We start from the raw sequence: 21,555 nt of genomic DNA on the forward strand, positions 1-21,555 counted from the left end.
CGTGCCTTCCACCCTTCACACATCCGGAGCGAACCGCTCCCTCGGCGCCATCTCCATAGCCCGATGAAAAATTTCCGGATGTCGGTCTCTGCATCCGGGCGATGGGCGCATTGCGGACAGGCTGCACATCGACAGCGCCGTCCGTTGTTGCCCATCACCCGTCCCCAGCATCAGATGTCAGGACCCAGACCCTGGAGAGATTCCAGGGCAAGGTGTCCATATCCGCGGCATCGCCCCTGCCGCCGCCCATTGCTGCCCATTGCCGCCCTCAGTGCGCATGCGCCTGTGCCTGCATGCGCAGCCGGTTAATCGTCTTCGTGTCGTCTGGCCAAGCTTTTTCCTCCGGTGCAAATCGTTCGCGCAAATATCCGAGCAGGTCCGCGATCTGCCTGTCGTCCAGGCTGTCCCCGAAGCCGGGCATGTAGCCCAGCGCATCGTCGGCCGGCGCCTGTATGCCGTTCAGGATCACCTGGACCAGGTTGTCGGGGCTGGCCGCATGCAGGTTGGTGTTCAGGGCCAGCTGCGGCTTGACGCCGAACAATGTGGGACCGCTGCCCGCCTCATGGCAGACGGCGCAGGCGTTCTGGTAGATGCGTTCGCCATTGGCGTGGCGGTCCAGCGCCCTGGCAGGTGGAGCCGCAGGCGCCGCCGCCTGCACGGCGGCCGGTGCCGGCATGGCCGGGGCGGCGGCCTGGGCGGCCTGAGGGGCCTGGCCCGGCAGTTCCATCAGATAGGTGGCCATGGCGCGCACATCGGCTTCGGGCAACTGGGCCAGGCCGTGGATGACGGGCGCCATGGGGCCGGCCGCCACGCCGTGGCGGGCCGAGAAGCCGGTGCGCAGGTACTGGTACAGCTCTTCGCGGCTCCAGGGCAGCTTGCCGCCGGCCAGTTGATTGAGCGCGGGCGCCGTCCAGCCTTCGGCCTCGCCGCCGCCCAGGTAGTGGATGCCGGTCTTTTCCGCACCCAGCGCATTGCGCGGCGAGTGGCAGGCCGCGCAGTGGCCCGCGCCTTCGACCAGGTAGGCGCCGCGGTTCCATTCGGCGCTGCGCGCGGGGTCGGCCTTGAAGGGCGTGGCGTCGTGGAACAGCAGGTTCCAGCCCGCCATGGCCGGGCGCAGGTTGTAGGGGAAGGCCAGCTGCGTCTCGGGCGCCTTGGCCCTCACGGCGGGCTGGGACATCAGGTAGCCGTAGAGGGCCTGCAGGTCGCCATCGCTGAGCTTGGCGAAGGCCGTGTACGGGAAGGCCGGATACAGCTGGCGCCCATCCTGGTGGATGCCGTGGCGCATGGCGCGCTCGAAGGCCGCGTAGGACCAGCGGCCGATGCCGGTTTCGTTGTCGGGCGTGATGTTGGTGGAGTAGATGGTGCCGAACGGCGTCTCCAGCCCGAAGCCGCCGGCATTGGCCGCGCCGCCCGGGGCCGTGTGGCAGACCACGCAGTCGCCCGCAGCCGCCACCAGGCGGCCGCGCTCCAGGGCCTGCGGCGAGTACAGGGAAACGTCGGGCCCGTCGGTCAGCGGCAGGGCTGGCTTCAGTGGCCAGGCCATGGCCGCCATGCCGGCAAGGCCTGCGGCACCTGCGGCCAGCCAGCCCCAGCCACGGCCGGGCCGCGCTGCACCGGGCTTGCCGGCACCCTCGCCCGCCAGGGCCAGGCGCAGTTGCTCTGGCTGAAAGGGCACTTCGCGCAGGCGCACGCCTGTCGCATGGTGAATGGCGTTGGCAATGGCGGCGGCGGCGGGCAGCGTGGCCACGCCATCCAGCGCCAGATCGCCCTGGCGGATGACCGCGACATCGCCGGGCGCATGCTGCGCCAGGTCGGAGCCGGGCTTGGCGATCACATCGAAAGAAGCAGCGGAAGCTGTGGACCCTGCCCAGTCGTCAAAAGCGGGGGCCGCGCCCAGCAGCCGGCGCGCGTCGGCCAGCAGTTGCGGGTCCTGCTGGACGATCTCGGGCCGCGTGCTGGCGGCCTGCGCCGCTTGCAGGCTGCGGCTGTCATGGCCGGCCACGACGCGGGTCACTTCGATCTGCCCCGTTTGCGGGTGCACGGCCACCTCGGCCACCCAGGCGCTCCAGGCATGGAGATCGGCGCCCTGCGCATCCAGGGTCTGCAGCTGGGCGGTGGCAAAGCCCCGGCCCAGCAGGCGGCCGTCGGCACCTTGGTGGGACGGTGCCTGCTGCGATGCCTGCGCACGCTCGGCCACCTGCCGGGCCAGATCGCGCACCGGGCCTTCGGGCAGGTGCTGCAGTCGCCATTGCAGCGGATCACGGCCCTGGTCCAGCGCCTGCTCATGCCAGTGGCTTTCGCGGGCAAAGACCTGGGCGGCATTCAGATCATCGACGCCGGCATGCCGCAGGCTGGCGGCCTGCCGGCGTTCATGCACTTCGCCGGCATCGAGCACGGTGGCCAGGGCCGCGGCGCGCGCCAGCTCGGGCTGGCTCAACAGGCGCGCCATGCTGGGGCGCACGGCCCAGGGCGTGTCGGACAGCAGCAGGTCTGGCTGCGGCGATGCATTGCCCGGCTGAGGCTGCACCACCGTGTCGGCTTCAAGCCCTTGCGAAGGCCGCGCATCCATGCGCAGCACCAGCTCCCGGCTGTCTGCGCTGCCCGCAGCAGTCCAGGCCTCGCAGGCCACGCTGACAGGCCGGCCCACGGCCTGGGACAGCAGGGCCGCATCGGCCGCAGCGTCCATGAGATCCAGCACATGCGGGGTGCCGGCCGCCGTGGCCGGCAGGCTGAACAGCCGCAGCGCGGACTCGGGGCATTGCAGCAATGCGGCCAGTTCACGGCCGATCATCTGCCGCACGTCGGCGTCGCAGGGCGGCAGCCAGACGCTGGCATGGCCGTCCAGGCACCACACGGCTGCGCGTGCGGCACCCTCGCAAGACACGGGCGCCGCCATGCGCCAGACATAGCGGCCGGCATCGGGAAGGTCGGCCTTGTCAGCCTTGTCGGCCTTGTCGGCTCTGTCGGCAGCACGGGGCGCGCTGGCGGCCCTGGCTTCCTGCCGGTCGTCCCAGGCAGGGGCCAGGCCGGCAGCGGCCTGCCGGGCATGGACAGGCGCCACGGCCACCACGCCCAGAAAATGCCCGCGCTGCACCGCAGCCACCACGCCGGCCATGGCCTGGGCGTCCTGCAGCCGTGCATGCAGGGGCACGCTGCCCCGGTAGCGCAGACCGTCCCAGGCCGCGACGGGCGGGCGCAGCGCCAGGCCGTGCAGCAGGTCGGAAGGCAGGGCGGGGGTGTGACCAGCCTGGCTCATGACTGGACCTCGCCCGCGCTGGAAGATGGAAAACCGGAGGGCGCCTGCAGCGCGGCGCGTTGCGCACGCAGCTGCACGGCGCGCAGGGCGGCCTGCATGATTTCCACATGCGTGCCGCAGCGGCACAGGTTGTGGTGCAGCTCGTTGCGCAGCTCTTGCTCGGTGGGATTGGGGTTCCGGCGCAGCAGGGCCTCCACAGTCATGATCATGCCGTTGAGGCAGTAGCCGCACTGGGCCGCCTGGCAGTCGATGAAGGCCTGCTGCGTGGGGCCGGGGCACTGGCGCGAGCCCAGGCCTTCCAGCGTGGTGACCTCGCGGCCCACGGCCGCCCGCACGGGGATCACGCAGGAACGCGCGGCCACGCCATCGATCAGCACCGTGCAGGCGCCGCATTCGCCCAGGCCGCAGCCGTACTTGGGCCCGTTCAGCTCCAGGTCATTGCGCAGCACATGCAGCAGCGCCGTCCCGGGCGCTGCCGGCACCTCGCATGCGCGTGCATTGACCTGCAGGCGGATGGGGCTGGGTGTACTGCTTGGATGGACTGGGGTTCCCATGGGACGAGGCTCTTGCAACTTGGCTGCGGTTCAGGATGTCGGCGTTCTGCGGCCGGACAGGAGGGGGGGATTCCCTCCCCTCGTCCGGCAAGGCAGCGAGTATCAGGCCGCTGCCTTGACCTTGGGCTCGACCAGGGGCACGTTGAACACGTCGTAGCCGAAGCACCAGGACGGATCTTCGTTGGTGCGCAGCCAGGTGTTGTCGTGCGAGATGCGCTGCACCTTGCTGGCGCGCTCGGCACGGTTGGCTTCGTACAGGGCGAAGGCCAGCTCATGGTTGTGCGCGCCGACTTCCTTGAGGCAGCGCGCCAGCATGGCGCCGTCCTCGATGGCCATGGCCGCACCCTGGGCCATGTGGGGCTTCATGGGGTGGCAGGCATCGCCCAGCAGCACCAGGCGGCCACGGCTCCACAGCGGCAGCGGATCACGCTCGAGCAGCGACCACTTGGTCACTTCCACGGTGGCGTCGATCAGTGCCTGCACGGTGGGATGCCAGCCCGAGAAGGCCTCGCGCATCTCTTCCTTGCTGCTTTCCAGCCAGCGATCATTGAGGTCCCACTTCTCGACGGGCACGCCGGTCACGTAGTACAGCTCGTCGGCCTTGCCGGTGACGAAGTAGGTCATCATGTGGCGGTCATCGCTCCACCACTTCACGCAGGCGTCGAAGGGCAGCATGCCGGCTTTGACTTCGGGCGTGGGGAACACGGCGCGGTGGGCCAGGTAGCCCGCGTACTTGGGCAGCTCCGGGCCCAGCAGTTCCTCGCGGATGCGGGAGTTCACGCCATCGGCGCCGATGACGATGTCCGCCTCCTCGGTCGTGCCGTCGGCAAAGTGCATGACGACCACGTTGCCGCGGTCCTCCACCTTGGTCAGGAACTTGCCGTAGGCCATCACGCTGTCGGGCAGGGCCTCGACCAGCAGCGCATGGAAGTCGCCACGGTGCACGGTCAGGTAGCTGGCGCCGTATTCCTTGACGGCGTAGTCGCCCAGCGGGATCTGGGCCAGCACATCGCCCGTCTGCCAATGGCGGCTGTACCAGTAGTCGGGATGCGAGCCCTGCTCGTTGAGCGCGTCCTCGATGCCGATGCGGCGCAGGATCTTCATCACATTGGGCCCGACGTGGATGCCGGCTCCCAGGCGCGAGAAGCTGGGCGCCTGCTCATAGACGCGGACATTGAAGCCTTCCTGGAGCAGCAGCTTGGCAGCTGCAGCCCCGCCGAGACCGGCGCCGACAACGGCGATTCGAGGGGATTGAGACACAGTTTTCTCCTTGCAGGAATGTTGAAAGCCAGACGGGGCAACCGTTGCTTCGGCGCGTCCTTGCAGGGTGTAGAGCAGGAAGCGTGCCAGGCAACAAAACACTTAATTCAGGTGTATGCGCTTGAATTTTTCAAATCGACGCATGCACCATAGGGCGGCAGAATAAATTGAAGTTCGCCATTTTTGGTGCAATTTCTGCACCAAATCAGTACAAACCCCGAGAAAATTCTCATTTGCAAGGCGGCACGTCTTTTGCAAGAATAAAGCGTACACACTCAGTTGATTCTGATCAGAAACCCTCGAAACTTCGCAAAGGCAAGTCCATGACCAAAACGTTCCGCATCGGCCAGATCGTCCCCAGCTCCAACACCACCATGGAGACCGAAGTGCCGGCCATGCTGCAGGCCCACTCCACGCTGCGCCCACAGGACCGCTTCACCTTCCACTCCAGCCGCATGCGCATGAAGAAGGTCCAGAAGGAGGAACTGGCCGCCATGGACGCCGAAAGCGACCGCTGCGCGCTGGAGCTGAGCGACGCGCGCGTGGACGTGCTGGGCTATGCCTGCCTGGTGGCCATCATGGCCATGGGCAAGGGCTACCACCGCGTCTCGCAGCAGCGCCTGACCGAGCGCACGGCCAGCAATGGCGCCACCGCCCCGGTGATCACCAGCGCCGGCGCGCTGGTGGAAGCGCTCAAGGTCATGGGCGCCAAGAAGATCGCCCTGGTGGCGCCCTACATGATTCCGCTGACCCAGCTGGTCATGGACTACGTGGCCGCCGAAGGCTTCGAGATCGTGGACTGGCGCGCGCTGGAGATCCCCGACAACCTGGACGTGGGCCGCCACGACCCCGCCAAGCTGCCCGGCATCGTGGCCGGCATGAACTACGCCGACGCCGATGTGATCGTGCTGTCGGCCTGCGTGCAGATGCCCTCGCTGCCGGCCGTGGCCCAGGTCGAGGCCCAGACCGGCAAGCCCGTGCTGACCGCCTCCATCGCCACCACCTATGCCATCCTCAAGGAACTGGGGCTGGACCCCGTGGTGCCGGGCGCGGGTGCGCTGCTGTCGGGCGCCTATCCCTACGACACCGGCACCAGCGCAGCCAAGGCCTGAGGAACACACGCATGACCAGCCACTCCAGCTCCCCCACCCCCAGCACATTCCGCTACGGCGGCAACGTCCACGCCAACGGCATCCGCCAGCACTACCTGCGCTACGGCGGCGCCGAGGGCGAACGCGCGCAGCGCGACGCCGTCATCCTGATCCCCGGCATCACCAGCCCGGCCGTGACCTGGGGCTTCGTGGCCGAGCACCTGGGCCGCCAGTTCGACACCTATGTGCTCGATGTGCGCGGGCGCGGCCTGTCGTCCTCCGGCCCGGGCCTGGACTACAGCCTCGATGCCCAGGCCGCCGACGTGGCCGCCTTCGCCCAGGCCCTGGGCCTGCAGCGCTGGGCGCTGGTCGGCCACTCCATGGGCGGGCGCATCGCCGTGCGCGCCGCGCGCAGCCAGCCGGTGGGGCTCACGCGCCTGGTCATCGTCGATCCGCCGGTCTCCGGCCCCGGCCGCCGCGCCTACCCGGCCGCCCTGCCCTGGTATGTGGACTCCATCCGCCAGGCCACGCTGGGCATGGATGCCGAGGCCATGCGCGCCTTCTGCCCCACCTGGACCGAAGAGCAGCGCCAGCTGCGCGCCCAGTGGCTGCACACCTGCCACGAGCCGGCCATCGTGCAGAGCTTCGAGGACTTCGGCCGTGACGACATCCATGCCGACCTGCCCCGCATCCAGCACCCGCTGCTGCTGGTCACGGCCGAGCGCGGCGACGTGGTGCGCAGCGAGGACGTGGCCGAGTGGCAAGGCCTGGCACCCCAGACCGAGCATGTGCGCGTGCCCAATGCCGGCCACATGATTCCCTGGGACAACGAGGCCGGCTTCTATTCGGCCCTGGGCGATTTCCTCGGCGCGCGGGTGGACTGAATGTCCAACCGCAGCCCACTCCCATCCATCGCGACACCAAGGAGCCGACCATGTCCGTCAGCGATATCGATCTGATCCACGCCTGGAAGCAGGTGCTCACGCTGTCCCGGCTCGAAGCCGGCCAGACCGTCACCGTGCTCACGGGCGCCGACACGCACCCGCAGACGCTGCGCTGCGCCATCGCCGCCTCCAGCGAAATGGGGGCGCGCGTCAACCGCCTGGACCTGCCGCCCGTCAACGCCGAAAAATCACTGAGCCGCGACTCGCTGGCCTACCTGGGCACGACGCCGCTGACCGGCAACCCCGCCGCCATCGCCGCGCTCAAGGCCAGCGACCTGGTGCTGGACCTGATGACGCTGCTGTTCTCGCCCGAGCAGCACGAGATCCTGCAGACCGGCACCAAGATCCTGCTGGCCGTCGAGCCGCCCGAGGTGCTGTGCCGCCTGGTGCCCACCGAGGGCGACCGCGCGCGCGTGCAGGCCGCATCCAAGCTGATCGAGGCGGCCGGACAGATGCACATCACCTCGGCCGCGGGCACCGACCTGCGCTGCCGCCTGGGCAGCTTCCCGGCCATCTGCGAATACGGCTTCGTGGACCAGCCCGGCCGCTGGGACCACTGGCCCAGCGGCTTCGTGCTGACCTGGCCCGACGAGGGCGAGAGCAACGGCCGCGTGGTGCTGGACCGGGGCGACATCCTGCTGCCCATGAAGGACTACGTGACCGAGCCCATCGAACTCGTCATCGAAAAGGGCTACGTCACGCGCATCAGCGGCGGCCTGCAGGCCGACATCCTCAAGGAGTACATGGCCTCCTACGAGGACCCCGAGGCCTACGCCGTCTCCCACATCGGCTGGGGGCTGCAGCCGCGCGCCCACTGGTCCATGCTGGCCCACTACAACAAGGAAACCCACATCGGCATGGACGCCCGCGCCTTCGAGGGCAACTTCCTGTGGTCCATGGGCCCCAACAACGAGGCCGGGGGCAGCCGCACCACGGCCTGCCACATCGACATTCCCATGCGCCACTGCTCGGTGACGCTGGACGGCAAGCCCACGGTCATCAACGGCGTGGTGCAGGACGAGGAAGGACTGGCGCGCGCCGCCAAAAGGTCCAAGCAAGGAAAGGACATCGCATGACCACGACAACCACCGGCCAGGCCCCCGGCGCGCAAAGCGTTTCCACCGAGGGCGTGCAGGGCGACATCTCTGCTGACATCTCGGTTTATGCACGCCAGGGCTTCGGCACGCCGCTGCCGCTCAAGGCCCCGTTCGGCCTGCTCATCATCGACTTCGTCAACGGCTTTGCCGACCCGGCCGTCTTCGGCGGCGGCAACATCCCCGAAGCCATCGCGCAGACGCAGCACCTGCTGGCCCATGCACGCGAGCGCGGCTGGCCCGTGGCGCACAGCCGCATCGTGTTCTCGGACGACGATGCCGACCACAACATCTTCTGCCTGAAGGTGCCCGGCATGCTGACTCTGAAGGAAGACAGCCCCAACAGCGCCATCGTGCCCCAGCTGGCCCCGGCCGCTGGCGAATACGTGGTGCGCAAGAGCACGCCTTCGGCCTTCTTCGGCACCATGCTCGCACCCTGGCTGGCCCAGCGCGGCGTGCAGACCCTGCTGGTGGCCGGCTGCGTGACCAGCGGCTGCGTACGCGCCAGCGTGGTCGATGCCATGCAGTCGGGCTTTCGCCCGCTGGTCGTGGCCGACTGCTGCGGCGACCGCGCCCTGGGCCCGCACGAGGCCAACCTGTTCGACATGGCCCAGAAGTACGCGGCCGTGATGCCGCTGAGCCAGGCCATCGCCGACACCGACGCCCTCGCCGCAGGTTGATCCCACCGCGCCAACGCGCCTATGGGGCCGGCCCTGCGCAGCCGGCCCCGGAGTGCATAACATGCACAGGGCACGCCTGAAAGCGTGCCCGCGAAGAACACCGCCCCATGAACCTGCCCCAGCCCCAAGCCCTGCACGCACAGCTGCTCACGCGCGCCGACACCCTGCTCGTGGTGCGCCAGCCCGTGGCGCCGCCGCGCCCTGCGCCCGGCCAGCCCGGCACGGCCACCGACTATGTGCAGTCCACGCCCGAGGTCTTCGTGGCCGTGCTGGCCGACGAAGCCGCGCCCCAGGGCTGGCGCGCCCTGGCCTTCAACGGCCATGTGGACCTGGGCACAGGCATACGCACGGCCCTGGCGCAGATCGTGGCGGAAGAGCTCGAAGTGCCTTTGGCGCGCCTGGACATGGTGCTGGGCCACACGGCCGCCGCGCCCAACCAGGGCCCGACCATTGCCAGCGCCAGCATCCAGATCTCGGCCGTGCCGCTGCGCCGCGCCGCCGCCCAGGCGCGCGAGCAGCTGCTGGCACTGGCCGCGCAGCAATGGAGCGTGGCGGCGGACCGGCTCCAGGCGCGCGAAGGCCTGGTGCGCTTTGCCGATGGCAGCGATGCGCGCGAACTCGGCTATGGCGATCTGCTGCGCGGCCAGCAACTGCAGCTGACGCTGGCCCCGCCCGATCAGGAAGTGAAGCTCAAGCCCGCCAGCGAATACCGACTCGTCGGCCACGGCGCGGCGCGCGTGGACATCCCTGCCAAGGCCACGGGCGAGCTGAGCTTTGTCCATGATGTGCGCGTGCCCGGCATGCGCCATGGCCGCGTCATCCGCCCTCCGCACCCGGGCCGCGACGGCGGCGATTTCATTGGCCGCTGCCTGGTGGCCGTGGAGCGCGACTCCGTGGCCCACCTGCCCGGCAACGTGCAGGTGGTCACCGAAGGCGACTTCGTCGGCGTGGTCGCCGACCGCGAGGAACAGGCCATTGCCGCCATGCGCGCGCTGCGCGTGCAATGGCAGGCCGTGCCGCCGGCACCCGATCTGTCTGACTTGGCCGCAGCCATCCGCGCCAATCCTGCCCAACACCGTGCGCTGGTGGACCAGGGCACTGTGGACGATGCCTTCGCGGGCGTCGGCACGGGTGCGGCCACCGAACTGCGCCGCAGCTACGTCTGGCCCTACCAGATGCATGCCTCCATCGGCCCGTCCTGCGCCGTGGCCGATTTCAGCGAGGGCCGTCTCAAGCTCTGGGCCGGCACGCAGAACCCCCACATGCTGCGCACCGACCTGGACCGCCTGCTGCAACTGGGCGAGGACCGCATCGAGATCGTGCGCCTGGAGGCGGCCGGCTGCTACGGCCGCAACTGCGCCGACGATGTCTGCGCCGACGCCGCCCTGCTGTCCATGGCCGTGGGCGCGCCCGTGCGCGTACAGCTCACGCGCGAGCAGGAACACCAGTGGGAGCCCAAGGGCACGGCCCAGCTCATGGACGTGAGCGCGGCCATCGATGCCCGGGGCGAACTGCTGGCCTACGACTTTGCCGTGCGCTACCCCTCCAACGACGCGCCGCTGCTGGCCCTGCTGCTCACCGGCCGCATCCCGGGCGAGCCGCGCACGCTGGAGATGGGCGACCGCACCGCCGTGCCGCCCTACCGCTATGCCAGCCAGCGCATCACCTGCCATGACATGGCGCCCATCGTGCGCTCGTCCTGGCTGCGCGGCGTCTCGGCCCTGCCCAATTCCTTTGCCCACGATTGCATGATCGACGAGCTGGCCCATGCGGCCGGCGCCGACCCCGTGGACTACCGTGTTCGCCACCTCGATGACCCGCGCGCCGTCGAGCTGATCAAGGCCACGGCCCGCCACGCAGGCTGGCAGCAAAACCAGCCGGGAAGCCGGGGCCGCCCCGGCGCCGATGGTCTGCTGCACGGGCGCGGTGTGGCCTATGCGCGCTACATCCACAGCCGCTTTCCCGGCTTCGGCGCGGCCTGGGCCGCCTGGGTCATCGACATCGACGTAGACCCCGCCAGCGGCCGCATCGCCGTGCGGCGCCTGGTCGTGGGCCAGGACACGGGAATGATGGTCAACCCCGACGGCGTGCGCCACCAGATCCACGGCAACGTCATCCAGACCCTGAGCCGCAGCCTGATGGAGAAGGTCGCCTTCAACGCGCAAGGCGTGGCCAGCCGCGAGTGGGGCAGCTACCCCATCATCGGCTTCCGCGACCTGCCCCCCATCGAAGTGGTGCTGATGCCGCGCCAGGACGAGCCCCCCATGGGCGCAGGCGAATCGGCCTCGGTGCCCGGCCCGGCCGCGCTGGCCAATGCGCTGTTCGACGCCACCGGCCGTCGCTTCTACGCCGCGCCCTTCACGCCCGACGTGGTGCGCGCCGCACTGAATGCCGCGCCGAACGCCACGCCAGAGACTGCGCTGGCAGGCCAGCGGACCCAGCCGGCCTAGTTTTTCAGCGCCCCCGCATGCCGCAGGCACTGCGCACGCCAACCGGCGTCGTCCTGCAGTTGCAGCGCGGCCTGCAGAGCGCGCGTGGGCGCCACGCCCTGCTGGGCCATGAAGCCTATGGGGGTGACCAGTTCGGGCGAGCGCAGCGGCCGCGCCACCAGGCCCGGCATGTGGCGCACCGTTGCCACCATGGCGCCGGGCAGCACGGTGGTCATGCCATCCGTTCCTTGCGCCACGGCCATCACCAGGGTCAGCACGGAGTTGGTTTCCATGGCGGGCTGCACGGCCATGTCCACGGCGGCGAAGGCCTCGTCGATCACCGTGCGGTTGTGCATGTCGGGCGTGAGAAGGCACAGCGGCATGCCGGCCACTTCGCGCCAGGCGATGTCGGCGCCAAAGGCAAAGGGCCGGCCCTCGCCCTGCCCATCGCGGCACTCGGGGCACTCGCGGCACAGCAGGTAGTAATGCTCCTCGTACTGCGGCCAGGACTGCAGGCGCGGGCCGCGCGGCGGCATGCGCGCGCTGTAGCCCAGGGCCAGGTCCAGCGACAGGTCTTCGAGCCCGCTCTCGATCTCGGCCGAGCTCATGGACAGCACCACGGGCGTGATGCCCGGATGGTGCTCGCGCAGCAGGGCCGCAAAGCGCGTGAGCATGGGCATGGCCGTGGGCACGGCCGCCATGCGCAGCTGCCCGCGCAGCGCGCCGGCGGCGGCGCTCAGTTCCTGGCGCAGGCCTTCCTCGGCCCGCAGCATGGCCAGGGCCGTGGCCAGCACCTGATCGCCCTCGGGCGTGAAGCCCGCGAACGAGCGGCCCCGGCGCACGATGACCGTGCCGAACTCCTCCTCCAGCGCGCGAAGCGCATTGGACAGCGCCGGCTGGGTGATGTGGCATGCCAGCGCCGCGCGGCCGAAATGGCGGTGCTCGTTGAGCGCCGCCAGATACCGCATCGAGGTCAGCAGGTTCATGCCGGCAGCGCCAGAAGGGTCAGGTTCCCTGGCTCACCGTGATGGTGGGGAACTTGCTCGTGAAATCGCGTGCCTTGAGCGCCACCTTCACGGCCAGGTCGCGCGCCACCTTCTTGTAGATCTGCGCGGCCTCGCTGTCGGGCTCGGCCACCACGGTGGGCTTGCCGCTGTCGGCCTGCAGGCGGATCTGCAGCGACAGGGGCAGGGCGCCCAGGTAGTCGATGCCGTACTCGGCCGCCATCTGCTTGCCGCCCTCGGCGCCGAAGATGTGCTCCACATGGCCGCAGTTGGTGCAGACGTGGGCCGCCATGTTCTCGACCAGGCCCAGGATGGGCACGCCCACCTTCTCGAACATCTTCACGCCCTTCTTGGCGTCGATCAGCGCGATGTCCTGGGGCGTGGTGACGACCACGGCGCCCGTCATGGGCACGCGCTGGGCCAGCGTCAGCTGGATGTCGCCGGTGCCGGGCGGCATGTCCACCAGCAGGTAGTCCAGATCCTTCCAGTTGGTCTGGCGCAGCATCTGCTCCAGCGCCTGCGTGGCCATGGGGCCGCGCCAGATCATGGCCTGGTCGTTGTTGACCAGGAAGCCGATGGACATGACCTGCACGCCATGGCTTTCCATGGGCTCCATGGTCTTGCCGTCGGGGCTTTCGGGGCGGCCCGAGATGCCCATCATCATGGGCTGGCTGGGGCCGTAGATGTCGGCATCCAGGATGCCCACGCGCGCGCCCTCGGCGGCCAGCGCCAGCGCCAGGTTGGCCGTGGTCGTGCTCTTGCCCACGCCGCCCTTGCCGGACGAGATGGCGATGATGTTCTTGACACCCGGCAGCAACTGCACGCCGCGCTGCACCGCATGCGCGGCGACCTTGGACGTGATGTTGACCGAGACATTGCCCACGCCCTCGACGGTCTTGGCCGCCGCGACGAACTGGCCGCGCAGCGCCGGCACCAGGCTTTGCGCCGGATAGCCCATCTCCACGTCGAAGGCCACGTCGGCCCCCGTGACCTGCAGGTTGCGCAGGGCGCGGGTGCTCACATAGTCCTTGCCGGTGTGGGGGTCGAGCACGCTGGAGAGCGCGGCCAAGAGCGCTTGTTCTGTGACTGCCATTGCTTTGATTACTCCTAGAGCCGGATAGTCTATCCAAGGCACCATCCCCTCGCTCACGCGAGACAATGCGGGCCTTGCTGCCTTTGCGGCCCCTGTTACCGCCTTTTTCCGCGAAAGATCCGCCCCGTGAAATTCAAGATGGCCCACAACTCCCTGTTCGCGATCCTGCTGCGTTCGCGCTGGTGGATCAGCATCGCGCTGGCCGCGCTGGTGACCCTGGTGTCCACGGCGCTGCTGCCCAAGGACATCGCGCCGTTCGCCGCCATCACCGCCCTGCCCTTCTTTGGCATAGGCTGCGTTGCCGCCTGGCGCCAGCTGCGCGCGCCCAGCCCCGCCAAGGTGGAGCAGGCCCTGGAGATCGCCGCCCAGCAAAGCTGGCGCGAGTTCGCCGATCGGCTCGATCGCGCCTGGCAGGCCGAGGGCTACACCGTGACCCGCCTGTCCGACAAGGACGGCGCCGACTTCGTGCTGGAACGCGAAGGCCGCACCACCGTGGCCAGCGCCAAGCGCTGGAAGGCCGGCGTGCACGGCATGGAGCCGCTGCGCGCCCTGCTGGCCGCAGGCCAGGCGCGCGATGCGGCCACGGTCTGCTACCTGTCGCTGCAGCCGCCGGCCGAGAATGCGGCCGCCTGGGCCAAGCAGCAGGGCATCGCCCTGATCTCCGGCAAGGACCTGGGCTCCCTGCTGGCCAAGGCCTGATCCCTTCGGGGTCATCCCCTGATCTGATGACGGCCGGCGCGCGGCACACTCCAGGCATGCCCGATGCCGCGCCCTCACCCGACTCCAGCCTCCCTCCCCCCAGCACCGGACTGCTGCTCAGCGGCGGCGGCGCCCGCGCCGCCTACCAGGCCGGCGTGCTGGAGGCCATTGCCGAGATACGCCGCGCCTGCGGCCAGCAGCATGGCCCCAATCCCTTTCCCATCCTGGTCGGCACCTCGGCCGGCGCCATCAACGCGGCCGCCCTGGCCTGTGGCAGCGACCATTTCGACCGGGCCGTGCGCCGCATGTCGCGCATCTGGCGCAACCTGCGGCCCGAGGACATCTACCTGTCCGACTCGCTGAGCGTGCTGCGCAGCGGCGCACGCTGGCTGACCCTGCTGTCGCTGGGCTGGGCCCTGGCGCGCTGGGGCCGCATGCGCCCGCGTTCGCTGCTGGACAACCAGCCGCTGGGCCGGCTGCTGTCGCGCGGCTTGGTTCCGCTGGAACGCCTGCCGCAATTGATCGCGGACGGCCACCTGCGCGCGCTGGCGGTGTCCGCCTCCAGCTACACCACCAGCGAGCACGTGACCTTCTGCCAGGCGCAGGACCAGCTCCAGCCCTGGGTGCGCAACCAGCGCAAGGCCGCCGCCGCCCAGATCACGCACGCGCACCTGCTGGCCTCCTCGGCCATTCCTTTCATCTTTCCGGCCACGCCGCTGCCGCTGGACGGCGCCACCGAATACTTCGGCGACGGCTCCATGCGCCAGACCGCGCCGCTGGCGCCCGCCATCCACCTGGGCGCCGAGCGCATCCTCGTCGTGGGCGCGGGCCGGCGCACCGAGCCGCCGGCCAGGCCGCCGCCAGAAGGCGCAAGCTACCCGTCGCTGGCCCACATCGCGGGCCACACGCTGTCGAGCATCTTCCTGGACGCCCTGTCCCTGGACGTGGAGCGCGCCGAGCGCATCAACCAGACGCTGGCCCTGATCCCCCCCGCCGACCGCGAACGCAGCCGGCTGCGCCCCCTGCAACTGCTGGTCATCTCGCCGTCCGAACGCATAGACGCCATCGCCGCGCGCCACGTGGGCCAGTTGCCCCTGCCCATGCGCACCCTGCTGGGCGCCCTGGGCGTGCGTCAGGACGCCAGCGACCCGCGCGGCGCCGCCCTGGCCAGCTACCTGCTGTTCGAGCGCAGCTTCACCCGCGAACTCATGGCCCTGGGCCGGCGCGACGCGCTGGCGCGGCGCAGCGACATAGAGCAGTTCCTGGGCTGGCAGCGACCGCTGGTCGCCAACTGACGGCCTGCAGCCAACAGGCCTAGCGCAGCGAAGGCCCGCAACAACTCCCTGGTATGTCGGCCTGCACGGAAAAGCCATCGCCGCCCCACAACCGCCCAGCCCTTCTAGAATGTCAGGTTCCCCCGAGAAAGCCGCCATCCATGACCGCACGCAAACTCTTCGTCACCACCGCCCTGCCGTACGCCAACGGCAACTTCCACATCGGCCACATCATGGAATACATCCAGGCCGACACCTGGGTGCGTGCGCAGCGAATGCAGGGCAACGCGGTCAACTTCGTGGGCGCCGATGACGCCCATGGCGCGCCCATCATGATTGCGGCCGAGAAGGCCGGCAAGACGCCCCAGCAGTTCGTGGCCGATATCGCCGCAGGCCGCAAGCAGTACCTGGACGGCTTCCACATCGCCTTCGACAACTGGCACAACACCGACGCGCCCGAAAACCATGTGCTGGCCCAGCAGATCTACAGGGACCTGAAGGCTGCCGGCTTCATCGAGACGCGCACCATCGAGCAGTTCTTCGACACCGAGAAGAACATGTTCCTGCCCGACCGCTTCATCAAGGGCGAATGCCCGCGCTGTCACGCCAAGGACCAGTACGGCGACAACTGCGAGGTCTGCAGCGCCGTCTACGCGCCCACCGACCTGATCAATCCCTACTCGGCGCTGTCCGGCGCCAAGCCCGTGCTCAAGAGCTCGGAGCATTTCTTCTTCAAACTGTCGGACCCGCGCTGCGTGGAGTTCCTGACCGAGTGGACCCAGGACGGCCAGCATGTGCAGCCCGAGGTAGCCAACAAGATCAAGGAATGGTTCGGCGTGCGCACCAACCCGGACGGCACGACCAGCGAAGGCCTGGGCGACTGGGACATCTCGCGCGACGCGCCCTACTTCGGCATCGAGATCCCCGATGCGCCGGGCAAGTACTTCTACGTCTGGCTGGACGCGCCCGTGGGCTACCTGGCCTCGCTCAAGAACCTGCTGGACCGCCGTGGCGAGGACTACGAGGCCTACATGGCCGACCCCACGCTGGAGCAGTACCACTTCATCGGCAAGGACATCATCACCTTCCACACGCTGTTCTGGCCCGCCATGCTGAAGTTCAGCGGCCGCAAGACGCCCACCAAGATCTGCGTGCACGGCTTCATGACCGTGAACAACGGCGAGAAGATGAGCAAGAGCCGCGGCACCGGCCTGGACCCGCTCAAGTACCTGGGCCTGCAGATGAACCCCGAGTGGCTGCGCTACTACCTGGGCGCCAAGCTCAACGGCAAGAATGAAGACATCGACTTCAACCCCGATGACTTCATGGCCCGGGTCAATTCCGACCTGATCGGCAAGTACGTGAACATCGCCTCGCGCGCGGCCGGCTTCATCGCCAAGCGCTTCGACGGCAAGCTGGGCACGGTCAGCGAAGACGGCCAGGCCCTGCTGGCCCAGCTGCGCGGCCAGAGCGAGGCCGTTGTCCAGGCCTTCGAGAACCGCGACACGGCCCGCGCCGTGCGCGAAATCATGCAGCTGTGCGACCGCGTCAACGAATACGTGGATGCCAACAAGCCCTGGGAGCTGGCCAAGCAGGAAGGCATGGACGCCCGCCTGCAGGACGTGTGCACCACCTGCATCGAGGCCTTCCGCCTGCTGACCATCTACCTGAAGCCCATCCTGCCGGCCGTGGCCGAACAGGTGGAAGGCTTCCTGAACGTGGCGCCGCTGCAGTTCGCCGACGCACAGAACCTGCTGGGCGCCGGCCATGCCATCGGCCTGTACAAGCACCTGATGCAGCGCGTGGACGTCAAGCAGCTGGAGGCCCTGTTCGAGGCCCCCGAGCCCGTCGTCGAGAAGGTCCTGCCCGGCGGCGAGGAGATTGCCGAAACCATCGGCATCGACGACTTTGCCAAGGTGGACCTGCGCATTGCCAAGATCGTGGAATGCAAGCCCGTGGAAGGCTCGACCAAGCTGCTGCAGCTCACGCTGGACGTGGGCGAAGGCAAGACACGCAACGTGTTCTCCGGCATCTCCAGCATGTACCAGCCCGAGCAGCTGCAGGGCAAGCTCACCGTGATGGTGGCCAACCTGGCGCCGCGCAAGATGAAGTTCGGCATCTCCGAAGGCATGGTGCTGGCCGCCAGCCACGCCGATGAGAAGGCCAACCCCGGCATCTACGTGCTGGAGCCCTTCCCCGGTGCCACCCCCGGCATGCGCATCCACTGAAGCAAGGCATCCATGTCCCGCAAGCCCTCACGGTCCCCGGCCCTGGGGGCTTTTCTTTGCCTGTGCGCCAGCGCCCTGCTGTCCGGCTGCACCGTGGTGGCCGTGACCGCCACGGCGGTCAGCGTCACGGCCTCGGCCGTGGGGCTGGCCGCGGATGCGGCCGTGGGCACGGTAAAAATCGTTGGCAAGGGAGTGGGCAAGGCCGTCGATGCGATGAGCGATGACGGGGCAGCCGCAGACAACAGCGGCATCACGGTCCGCTACCGCACGCCCGATGGGCAGCCTCTGACGCCCTGAGGCTACTGCCCGGCGTAGCGCCCGGGCCGGTGGCTCACGGCCAGGAACACGCCCATGATCACGGCCGCCAGCACCGACCAGGCCACGCGCTCGAAGGGCACGACCCACAGCGCCAGCAGCACCACGCAGCAGTCGATGGCCATCTGCACCTTGCCGGCGCGGATGCCGTAGCGGTCCTGCAGGTAGAGCGAGGCAATGGTGGCGCCGCCCAGGCTGGAACGGTGGCGCGCCAGGAACAGCAGGCCCGAGCCCATGAGCAGGCCGAACGGCCAGCCCGCGGCGTAGCCCGCTCCCTAGGCGAACATCATCACGGCAATGCCACGCCTATGTTATCCAACGACCCATAGGTATTTTCCGCAGAAAAAACACAAGTACGGTGGAAACAAACGATGTCAGCATGAAAGACAAAGGAATTTCAAATCTCGGCTGCAGAAAAACCGGAAAATATGCTGTCCATTGCCAACGTATCCACTCCAAAACCATGGGATGCAGCAGGTAGATCCCCAATGTCAATGGAGCAAGCAAAGAGGCCACAGGCTGCCACTTCAATGACCATCGAATTCCAATAAACAAGCAAAATACACAAATGCTCATAATCACAACAGTCGGACTGAAATAATTATAAAAATACAAACCCCACTTCCCCATAGGCCCATATGCTTTCAACATTACAAATGTCATTAAAGCCGTGATCAATACAGAAATTAGAAACCCTGGCAACACATAACATAGTCTCCAAGGATTTTTCACCAATACGCCACCTAGCAAAAAATATCCAATATATGGCAAGAAATGCGTGACCAAATTCAAAGTCATACCTGAAGACACAACCAATAGTGCAGCAAGAGAAATAGCCACAATGGAAAGCTTGATAGTCACCCTGGGATTTAAATAGGCAACTATCACCGCAAATGCCGGCGTAAAAACATACAAACCAAATATGAGATAAAGAAAATATAGATGATAATATGGCGTCGTGTTAAATATCTCTTTCCCGATCCATAACAAAGATGGGGACTCATTGTAATATCTAACTCTCCACCAAAGATACGCAGCCGTCCAGAAAATCGCAGGAAAAACAATTACCCGAACTCTTTTGACAAAGAAGTCACCAACTCCTTCAATCGGCTTGGAAAGCAACAATGCGCCACTCAGCATAATAAAAACTGGCACACACCATCGTGTTGCAGAGTTAAGAAGATTTGCAATCGAAAAAGTCACAATATCTGTAGTTTCATACAAATATATCGTGCGCGCAGTCGTGTGCAATAACACAACTGCCAAGCAAGCCAGAATTCTTGCCATATCGATATTTATTTTTCTCGAATTATTCAAATTGCCTCCATTAATAATAAAAACTAATTTAATCGAGAAATATCACAATTTCAATTTTTATAATTCCATCGTGTTGAATATTTTCTCAATTCTTCAGAATTTTTTATATCTGCAAGTATATTCGTCAATAGCCGAGAATAATCCTCATATAAATTATTCGCAGTCGAATTCTTTGAAAAAGCAAGACCAGCAATGGCCTGATCAGGTATGTTGAGAATAACCATTTTAAATTCTCTAGGGGATGGAGGCAGTGTTCCTATTTTATGAAACTGTATTCCATCACTTATTTGCAAATCTATTTGCCCTCGGCCGCGGTAAACAATCTCCATGCTCGCACCGAGGCGCCAACCAGCCAACATTTCTGGTGATGCAACTTGAATCCGAAACGGAGCATGATCAAATTCACCTAAACCTGGAATAATCTCTCGTATGTCTCTATTCAAAACTCTTTTGGTATTTGACCAATTCATCTTTGGGGAAACGATCAAGCTTGCATCTTCTTCCGACTCATGATCTTTACCCTCATCACCTACGGGAATGAAAAATCTATCCAGCGAATTTGACTGCACCGCAATAGAGTCCACCTCCATCATCTCATCGCCCATAACAAATCGAAACAAAACATCTAGACGATGAGGCGCTAACGAATATGCTGGCACATGCTTTCCACTGGAATTCAGAATATCATAACGCGCTATGTTTTTTTCAAACCAAATATATGCGGATTCAAAGAGCTTTAGCGCACGCTCATCGCCACTCCAGGTGGCATAGTCTTTCAAAGCAATTGCTGCCACCAACCCACCATTTAGAACGGCGATGCTCGTTGCCACAGGATACTCCTCAAGAATAATACCTTCAGGCACGACACGCGCGAAACCACCAATCTCCAACGGCAACATAAAAGACTCGAATATTCCTTTAGCCCTACTGACGTAATAAGCCTCTCCAGTTTTCTTTGCCATGGCCAAATAAAACTCCAACGCCACACCTTGCGTCAATGCCGACACCCAAGGAGCTCGCATATGGAAAGGCCATCGATCCATATAATTTTGTTGAAAATTAAAAAATATTCCTCCCAATTTTTCAGAGGAAAATCTATTCAATTGTCTTTCACATTCACGAGCCACCTCGAGTTCACCGCGAAAGACTGCTTCAAGCCCCCTCACTGCAGGCTTTGTGGGCGATAAAATACCGCTAGCCTTTATCAAGGGATTACATGAAAGGTCACCACCAAATGCCCATTCGTACTTGAGCGAGCCAGAACCATAGAATCTCTCAAGATATAGTTCTTCTGAAAATGCTGTGCCATGAGTCACCCCGAAAATAATTAATACTAATAATGAAATTTTTCCATAATAAAAACATTTCAACATTGATGACATCGCTCTCAATAGAATGCAATCTGCAAAACATATCTGCACAATAGACTTATAATTATCCATTAATTTAAGTTTAATTTCCGCAAAATTAAAAAATATTAATTCATGATATCTAGAATTTTGCACACAACTTCCCAGTATCGATAATTTCACGGAGACCACTATTCGTCAATACGTTTTAAAAAATATCGCCAGACTAACAACAGTGACAAGCCCTTCGGCGAAAAACACCTGCATTGAAAGTCATCGAGTTGAAATAGAAGCACAAGGTCTAACAATACAGAAGGCAATGGGAAAACCAAAGCGCGTCATAAAACAGTCGCAGAAGTCAGTACACGGTAGTCTCGCAGCGTGAGCACGACAAAGACCAGAAAGTACACCCCAATCAATTTCCGAGGCAGCGCTCTACCTGCGCGTGGGCTGCAGCACAAAGCCATTCTTCGGTTCGGAGAGCTTCACGATCTGCAGATCAATCCCGTTGTTTTGACCCTCTGGCGTGCCTGCCGACCTGTACAGTCTTGGTCTATTCAGCCAACTTCACAGAGGCGTCCGGAATTTGCTGCACAGCGTTCGCACATGGGCCCGTTCTCGTTCGTCGACTGGCGTAACATGCACATCCCGCAAATGACTCAGAGAATCCTCAGCCATGCGGACCTTGCCGCCACGTAGGCGCTTGTGGCCGTCATAGCCCGCGCGTGGGCCGCTCTCGGGACTGCAAAGGTGCCCTTGCGACGAGTTAGCCATCATCCTTGTGCGACACGGCTGATGGAAAAAGCCATGGACTCACACTAACCCGCATCGAGCCAGCACCAGCTCTGTAGGTAGACCGTCCCCATGGGGGCAGGTCATTGGATAGAAGATGCCAAGGTGTGCCTGCTTGCCCCAGCCAGCGCAATGCGTTGAATACCTCGCACAGAGCACTGTCACGCTGCGGTACA

General features: G+C 65.1%; 16 protein-coding genes and 2 pseudogenes. 9 read left to right on the forward strand and 9 right to left on the reverse strand.

What is annotated here, in order from left to right:
• Nucleotides 1-268: 268 nt before the first annotated feature.
• The 3 genes from ACM14_RS10955 to ACM14_RS10965 all read right to left on the reverse strand — a co-directional run bounded on the left by ACM14_RS10955 (nt 269) and on the right by ACM14_RS10965 (nt 5,070).
• Nucleotides 269-3,256: a cytochrome c gene (locus tag ACM14_RS10955; RefSeq protein WP_065346156.1), complete on the reverse strand. Its 2,988-nt coding sequence runs from the start codon at nt 3,254-3,256 to the stop codon at nt 269-271.
• Entirely contained in the window at nt 3,253-3,810 is a 558-nt protein-coding gene (locus ACM14_RS10960; RefSeq protein WP_065346157.1) for a (2Fe-2S)-binding protein, read from the reverse strand. The genes ACM14_RS10955 and ACM14_RS10960 overlap by 4 nt, the downstream gene beginning before the upstream one ends.
• Nucleotides 3,811-3,912: 102 nt before the next feature.
• Nucleotides 3,913-5,070, reverse strand: coding sequence for an FAD-dependent monooxygenase (locus tag ACM14_RS10965; RefSeq protein WP_012203778.1), 1,158 nt, complete (start codon nt 5,068-5,070; stop codon nt 3,913-3,915).
• A 323-nt stretch (nt 5,071-5,393) separates the two neighbouring features.
• On the opposite strand from ACM14_RS10965, the gene ACM14_RS10970 reads away from it, so the two are divergent.
• The 5 genes from ACM14_RS10970 (at nt 5,394) to ACM14_RS10990 (ending at nt 11,329) form a co-directional block, all read left to right on the forward strand.
• Nucleotides 5,394-6,182: an Asp/Glu racemase gene (locus ACM14_RS10970; protein ID WP_012203777.1), complete on the forward strand. Its 789-nt coding sequence runs from the start codon at nt 5,394-5,396 to the stop codon at nt 6,180-6,182.
• Between the two features lie 11 nt (nt 6,183-6,193).
• The gene (locus ACM14_RS10975) at nt 6,194-7,045 is read left to right on the forward strand and encodes an alpha/beta fold hydrolase (protein WP_065346158.1); all 852 of its coding nucleotides are present in this window, start codon (nt 6,194-6,196) and stop codon (nt 7,043-7,045) included.
• A 50-nt stretch (nt 7,046-7,095) separates the two neighbouring features.
• Entirely contained in the window at nt 7,096-8,181 is a 1,086-nt protein-coding gene (locus ACM14_RS10980) for a 2,5-dihydroxypyridine 5,6-dioxygenase (RefSeq protein ID WP_065346159.1), read from the forward strand.
• Complete coding sequence (locus ACM14_RS10985) at nt 8,178-8,879, forward strand: N-carbamoylsarcosine amidohydrolase (RefSeq protein WP_065346160.1); 702 nt, start codon at nt 8,178-8,180, stop codon at nt 8,877-8,879. The genes ACM14_RS10980 and ACM14_RS10985 overlap by 4 nt, the downstream gene beginning before the upstream one ends.
• A 107-nt stretch (nt 8,880-8,986) precedes the next feature.
• Entirely contained in the window at nt 8,987-11,329 is a 2,343-nt protein-coding gene (locus tag ACM14_RS10990) for a molybdopterin cofactor-binding domain-containing protein (RefSeq protein ID WP_065346161.1), read from the forward strand.
• Here ACM14_RS10990 and ACM14_RS10995 read toward each other — a convergent pair.
• Entirely contained in the window at nt 11,326-12,294 is a 969-nt protein-coding gene (locus ACM14_RS10995) for a LysR family transcriptional regulator (protein ID WP_065346162.1), read from the reverse strand. The genes ACM14_RS10990 and ACM14_RS10995 overlap by 4 nt on opposite strands.
• A gap of 19 nt (nt 12,295-12,313) precedes the next feature.
• Complete coding sequence (gene apbC / locus ACM14_RS11000) at nt 12,314-13,405, reverse strand: iron-sulfur cluster carrier protein ApbC (protein WP_012203771.1); 1,092 nt, start codon at nt 13,403-13,405, stop codon at nt 12,314-12,316.
• A gap of 138 nt (nt 13,406-13,543) precedes the next feature.
• On the opposite strand from apbC, the gene ACM14_RS11005 reads away from it, so the two are divergent.
• The 4 genes from ACM14_RS11005 to ACM14_RS11020 all read left to right on the forward strand — a co-directional run bounded on the left by ACM14_RS11005 (nt 13,544) and on the right by ACM14_RS11020 (nt 17,903).
• The gene (locus ACM14_RS11005; protein ID WP_034398227.1) at nt 13,544-14,104 is read left to right on the forward strand and encodes a restriction endonuclease; all 561 of its coding nucleotides are present in this window, start codon (nt 13,544-13,546) and stop codon (nt 14,102-14,104) included.
• A 56-nt stretch (nt 14,105-14,160) separates the two neighbouring features.
• Entirely contained in the window at nt 14,161-15,399 is a 1,239-nt protein-coding gene (locus ACM14_RS11010) for a patatin-like phospholipase family protein (protein WP_013803901.1), read from the forward strand.
• Nucleotides 15,400-15,539: 140 nt separating this feature from the next.
• A complete protein-coding gene (gene metG, locus ACM14_RS11015) occupies nt 15,540-17,606 on the forward strand; it encodes a methionine--tRNA ligase (protein ID WP_043781042.1) in 2,067 nt (688 codons plus the stop codon).
• Between the two features lie 12 nt (nt 17,607-17,618).
• Nucleotides 17,619-17,903, forward strand: a complete 285-nt coding sequence (locus ACM14_RS11020) for a hypothetical protein (protein WP_013803903.1) — start codon at nt 17,619-17,621, stop codon at nt 17,901-17,903.
• Between the two features lie 2 nt (nt 17,904-17,905).
• Here ACM14_RS11020 and ACM14_RS11025 read toward each other — a convergent pair.
• The 4 genes and pseudogenes from ACM14_RS11025 to ACM14_RS32405 form a co-directional block, all read right to left on the reverse strand.
• Nucleotides 17,906-18,166, reverse strand: a pseudogene (locus ACM14_RS11025) (YitT family protein); the annotation flags it as partial.
• Nucleotides 18,167-18,227: 61 nt separating this feature from the next.
• Nucleotides 18,228-19,208, reverse strand: a complete 981-nt coding sequence (locus tag ACM14_RS30575) for an acyltransferase (RefSeq protein WP_084027350.1) — start codon at nt 19,206-19,208, stop codon at nt 18,228-18,230.
• Nucleotides 19,209-19,288: 80 nt separating this feature from the next.
• On the reverse strand, nt 19,289-20,770 hold the full coding sequence (locus tag ACM14_RS30580) for a D-glucuronyl C5-epimerase family protein (protein ID WP_139093409.1): 1,482 nt from the start codon (nt 20,768-20,770) through the stop codon (nt 19,289-19,291).
• 638 nt (nt 20,771-21,408) lie between these two features.
• A pseudogene (locus ACM14_RS32405) lies at nt 21,409-21,551 on the reverse strand (IS5/IS1182 family transposase); the annotation flags it as partial.
• Nucleotides 21,552-21,555 lie beyond the last annotated feature (4 nt).

This window comes from Delftia sp. JD2 (assembly GCF_001682645.1).
Lineage (GTDB): Bacteria > Pseudomonadota > Gammaproteobacteria > Burkholderiales > Burkholderiaceae_C > Comamonas > Comamonas acidovorans.